Source organism: Microcystis sp. M44BS1, assembly GCF_020244875.1.
Lineage (GTDB): Bacteria > Cyanobacteriota > Cyanobacteriia > Cyanobacteriales > Microcystaceae > Microcystis > Microcystis panniformis.
The window spans coordinates 1-4,729 of record NZ_JADBVM010000328.1 but is presented as its reverse complement, the minus strand read 5'-3'; the positions used below and the strand labels follow the sequence as shown (position 1 = coordinate 4,729).

Genomic DNA, 4,729 nt, shown 5'->3' with positions numbered 1-4,729 from the left:
TGAAATGGGGCGAAAGTCTGTGGACTCTGTGTAAGACAGTACATGGTTTTTTAACTGTGGTATGCGACGGTGGTGGAAGCAGAAACTTAAATCGTGAGGTTTAGGAATCGCCGCACTTTTAGGGCGGCGAGGATGTCAACGGCGGTCAGATTGCCATAATCAGGGATTAAGTTGCGGCTTAAGACAGAACACTGTGGAAGGGACGGGGAGACGAGGAGAGGTGAGATACTTGCCCAACTCCCCCATTCCGAAACTGTCCCGCTTGAAACCGGTAGCCCTTCACCGTTCCCAGGGGTGACTGCCATTGCCGCTCAACCTCCAGACGTATCTGCCGGCTCTGGCTGCTCGAACGAGTTCTCAGTGGGCGTAACTGACTCCGCCGGCTTGCTTACTGGCAAGATATCAAAGTCCGGGGTGAACTGGACTAAGAGGCTCTGGAGTCGCACCAAGACCTGAGCATCGCCCTCTAGCTTCACCTTCCCTTGGCCAATCAGGGCAGGAAATGTGGCTATCCCAGCCATAATCAACTCCAGGTCGCTACGGTCGATCGTGATGGTGAGATCAGGATTTTTTGCCTGGAATCCCTTGATGTTTGTCAGGGTTGAATTACTCATTTCCACCGCAAATTTCTCACCGTTGTCCGGTGTGAGCAAATTGATGGTGAATTTCATCCCTTGCGCTTTCTGGCTATCTAGACGAATGCCGATGAAGTCGAGCCAGAGTTGGGTGGACATGGCGCGAACCGTATCGGGGGTGACTGTCTTGGCCGTGACCCCCGTGGGGAAGCCATTTCGTAGTTCGTAAGCGGCGGCCAGAAAGCTGTTGCGGACACTGGGGCTTTCTTTCTGGTAGCCAATCTGCTCAAACACATCGCCCAGTAGGTCTTTAGCTGCCTGGTTCTGGGGTTCAGCATAGACCAGCTTGTTCAGTATCTCCATGGCTTCGCGGTATTGGCCTCGATCGTGCAACTCCTGACCTTTGGCCAGAATCTTCTCCGCACCCCCCATCATCTCGACGTAGAGCGGAGCCGATTCCCTCGGTGACAGCGGAATTAATGTGGCTGGATTGGCATCCCAGTAGCCCAGGTAGCGGTTAATCACGGCACGGCTATTGTGTTCCTCAGAACCGTGGTAGCTGTGGGCAGCCCACTGTTGCTGCAAACTTTCGGGCAGCTTGTAAACATTGTGGATTTCATTAATGGTCACGCCCTGGTTAGCTTGGTGCAGCACCTCGTTATGCAGATGGGCATAGGCATCCCGCTGGGTTCGCATGACTTCCTGAATGCGATCGTTGCCCCAACGGGGCCAGCTATGGGAGGCAAACATCACCTCCGCTTGCTGCCCGAACCTATAGAGGGCTTCATTAATTTTCTTCGACCACTCCAACGCATCCCGCACCAATGCACCCCGCAGCGTGTAGATGTTGTGGATCGTACCGCAGATGTTTTCTGCTGCCCAGAACGCTTTCCAGTCAGGGAAATAGGTGTTCATCTCGGCGGGGGCTTCGGTGCCTGGCGTATTCTGAAATACCATTTTCACCCCGTCGATGGTCAATTCCTCAATGTCCTGCTCGATGTAACGGGTGGGTTCAATCAGTCCGGTGTTGCCCGCTGCGGTGTTCTTGCCGATCGACTGATCTACATGGCCGAACGGGCTGCGCGGCAATAGCAGGCCGTACTGAAAGAATGCCCGGCGGACCATCGCCGTCCCCGAATAGACGTTTTCGGCGATCGCATATTCCATGAAGCCAACGGGGGCGATAATCTGCACCTTCCCGTTCTTCACATTCGCCTCATCCACCACACCGCGCACCCCGCCGTAGTGATCGACGTGGGAGTGGGAGTACACGACGGCGACCACACGACGGTGTCCCAGGTGTTCATTGACCAGTTCCAGAGCGGCTTTAGCCGTTTCCTTACAGGTCAACACATCAAATAGAATCCAACCTGTATTGCCCTTGATGATCGTCATGTTGGCCAGGTCGAACCCTCGCACTTGGTAGATCTTGTCCGGCAAGACTTCATAGAGTCCGTAGGCCATGTTCAGAACTGCCTGGCGCTGCAATGAGGGGTGAATGCTGTCGAAAACGCTGTCAAAGCCCCGCAACAGGAACTCGTAGCTGCCCATATCCCAAGCCACGTTACCCGCCTCTGCTATGATTTGTTTGTAAGGTGGGGCGGCAATAAAGCCTTTTTGGGCCTCTTCAAAATCCCGTTTGTCCTCGAACGGCAGGGTCTGGCGCCAACCGTTCTGTAGTTCGATGGTGAACGGGGAGGGCATCTTGCCTTTTGGATCGAAGTGCTTGTTTTTCATAAGGAGTAGTGGGTAATTAATGCGAACAAAAACAGGGACAAGACCATGAAAAAAAGAAAGATAGCCAATACACTGCGTAAAGCCTTGCTGCAAGATGGCAAGATGGAACGCGCTCTCTATGAATACGAATTAGAAGAACACCTAGACTACTGGTACGAAGGTCTCAAGTCCGACCGTGATCAGTTTGTCTTTGCCGTCACGGAAAACTCAGGTGACGTGGCAATGGTATTGATTACGCCCGATAAAACTATCTACGTCAATGAGGAGGGAAGAGAGAAACTGTCTCAATTCTGGACAAAAGCTTATGAGAATAATATAAATCGATTAATTCCCATGATAGCGGAGAATTTAGCCAATGATATTATCTCGGTGACAGGCGTTAAAATGGTGTCCCCAAACCAGAATCGGCGATGGGTTAGTTTGCGCCCGTAGAGTTACAGTGAAGAAAGGCTCACTTAGGGCAAAATCAGGGCAGGTTTAGACAATGCTGACGGGAAACCCTCAAAAACTATCCGCCCTTACCAATTGCTTGGTAAGGGCGGTGTAGTGGGTCATCGGAATCGACACCAGACTGCCGGAAGGAACTCCAGCTAGTCTAAATCTTGTTTAGACGTGGGGTCTAGAGAACAGCCCCGGCGCACAGCCGGCTATTGTCGATTAGGAGACCCATGCTTTTACTACTTTCTACCATCGACATCACCTCCTGTATCCCTTAACGGATTGATTATCAAATCTATCTGCAATTAGCTTAACGCATCTGTTCGGAAAAAATCAAGGCCGGCAGCTAAAAATTTTTTCGGCAGGCTCAGATTGGACCCAAAATGTAGATGGAGATAGGAAGCGTGCAGATTCTTACCTTGCCACCCTTCGCCATTGATAGCACCCTTGGGGAATGCTTGCAGTTGATAAATCGGTGCGTCGCTTACCCCGCTTAATTGGGAGCGATGGAATTCATGGCCGCGCACTGGTTGGCCCGGTTTGAGCAGGATCGTCTCCTGTTTGGCGATGGCTTGTCGATAACCTAGGGTTAACTTCGGCGACATTATAGCAGATTGGGGGATTATTTGCAACATAGAATGATTTTTTTGCTCAAAATCAACTATTTTGTCACATAAATACATTAATCCCCCACATTCGGCGTAGGTGGGCATTCCAGAGGCGATCGCTTTTCTCACCTGGGTTAAGATAGGGGTGTTAGCGGCTAATTCCGGGGCAAAGATTTCGGGAAAACCGCCACCAAAGTACAATCCTTGCAGGTTTTCGGGCAAATTTGCCCCTTGCAAGGGACTCCAAAAGATTAATTCTGCGCCTAAATTGGCTAAAATATCGAGATTATCGGGGTAATAAAAGTTAAAAGCCTTATCTCTAGCAATACCGATACGGATAGGGGGAAAAAGCTTATTTGCTTCTGGGGTATTTTTCGGGTTCTCTTGGGGAGAAATAGTCAGTAAAGGCAAGAGAATGTCCCAATTAAAGCAGTTTTGGGCAATAGAGGCCAGTTGATCTTGCAGTTCCCTGATTTCTCCTAGTTCATCCCTAGGAACCAATCCTAGATGGCGATCGGGAATTGTCAGGGAATCTTGACGACGCAAAACCCCGACAATCGGCATATTGATGGATTCTAGGGCGGTTTGCAGTAATTGCAGATGGCGATCGCTACCAACCCGATTGAGGATAACTCCGGCTAGATGGAGATTTTTGTCTAAAGATTGATAACCGCGGACAATAGCGGCGACAGAGGTAGATAAACGACTACAATCGATCACTAACAGCAGAGGAAGCCCTAAAATACGGGCAATATGGGCGGTACTGGCATAATCGGGAAATTGAGTATCGCTTAATTGAATACCATCAAATAGCCCCATTACCCCTTCAATCAGAGCATAATCGACATTTTGACAATGTTGGGCAAAACAGGTTTTTACATAGTCTTCAGAAGTTAAAACCGGATCGAGATTGCGACAGGGGCGACCAGTAAAATGAGTATGGAACATGGGATCGATATAATCGGGCCCGACTTTAAAAGATTGCACTCGATCGCCACGACTGATTAAATAGGCCAAGATTGCCAGAGTAATCGTCGTTTTACCGACTCCGCTTCTTTCTCCTGCGATGATCATCGGAAATTTTGGGTCTGAAACCCCGTCGTTCTACGACGGCTTTACTGTTAAATCTTAGCGCATTTACAAAATATGTGTTAGAATGTGAGGTATGGAAAAAGCCTATTCGTTTCGATTTTACCCAACACCCGAACAAGAGTCGCTATTGCGGCGCACATTGGGCTGTGTAAGATTGGTTTACAATAAGGCACTCCATCTCAGAACACAAGCATGGTACGAAAGACAAGAAAGAGTAGGATATACTGAAACTTCTTCAATGCTAACCGATTGGAAAAAACAAGAAGAATTAGAGTTTTT

The 4,729-nt window shown here is 49.4% G+C and carries 5 protein-coding genes; 2 read left to right on the top strand and 3 right to left on the bottom strand.

Features of this window, described 5'->3' with window-relative positions:
• Window positions 1-86: 86 nt before the first annotated feature.
• Window positions 87-305: a hypothetical protein gene (locus IM515_RS24260; protein ID WP_128575143.1), complete on the bottom strand. Its 219-nt coding sequence runs from the start codon at window positions 303-305 to the stop codon at window positions 87-89.
• A 6-nt stretch (window positions 306-311) separates the two neighbouring features.
• Entirely contained in the window at window positions 312-2,312 is a 2,001-nt protein-coding gene (locus IM515_RS24255; protein ID WP_287628349.1) for an alkyl/aryl-sulfatase, read from the bottom strand.
• Between the two features lie 45 nt (window positions 2,313-2,357).
• Here IM515_RS24255 and IM515_RS24250 point away from each other — a divergent pair, with 45 nt between their 5' ends.
• Window positions 2,358-2,744: a hypothetical protein gene (locus IM515_RS24250; protein ID WP_002788207.1), complete on the top strand. Its 387-nt coding sequence runs from the start codon at window positions 2,358-2,360 to the stop codon at window positions 2,742-2,744.
• Between the two features lie 311 nt (window positions 2,745-3,055).
• On the opposite strand, the gene IM515_RS24245 is transcribed toward IM515_RS24250, so the two are convergent.
• Window positions 3,056-4,432, bottom strand: coding sequence for a cobyrinic acid a,c-diamide synthase CobB (locus IM515_RS24245; protein ID WP_287628350.1), 1,377 nt, complete (start codon window positions 4,430-4,432; stop codon window positions 3,056-3,058).
• Between the two features lie 91 nt (window positions 4,433-4,523).
• On the opposite strand from IM515_RS24245, the gene IM515_RS24240 reads away from it, so the two are divergent.
• Window positions 4,524-4,729, top strand: a 206-nt coding sequence (locus IM515_RS24240) for a helix-turn-helix domain-containing protein (protein ID WP_287633624.1), incomplete at its 3' end; no start/stop codon positions are given.

Excerpts from the sequence above, each read along its gene's own strand:
- IM515_RS24260 (WP_128575143.1), bottom strand. The coding sequence starts at position 305 with ATGGCAGTCACCCCTGGGAACGGTGAAGGGCTACCGGTTTCAAGCGGG.
- IM515_RS24250 (WP_002788207.1), top strand. The coding sequence starts at position 2,358 with ATGAAAAAAAGAAAGATAGCCAATACACTGCGTAAAGCCTTGCTGCAA.
- IM515_RS24255 (WP_287628349.1), bottom strand. The coding sequence starts at position 2,312 with ATGAAAAACAAGCACTTCGATCCAAAAGGCAAGATGCCCTCCCCGTTC.
- IM515_RS24245 (WP_287628350.1), bottom strand. The coding sequence starts at position 4,432 with ATGATCATCGCAGGAGAAAGAAGCGGAGTCGGTAAAACGACGATTACT.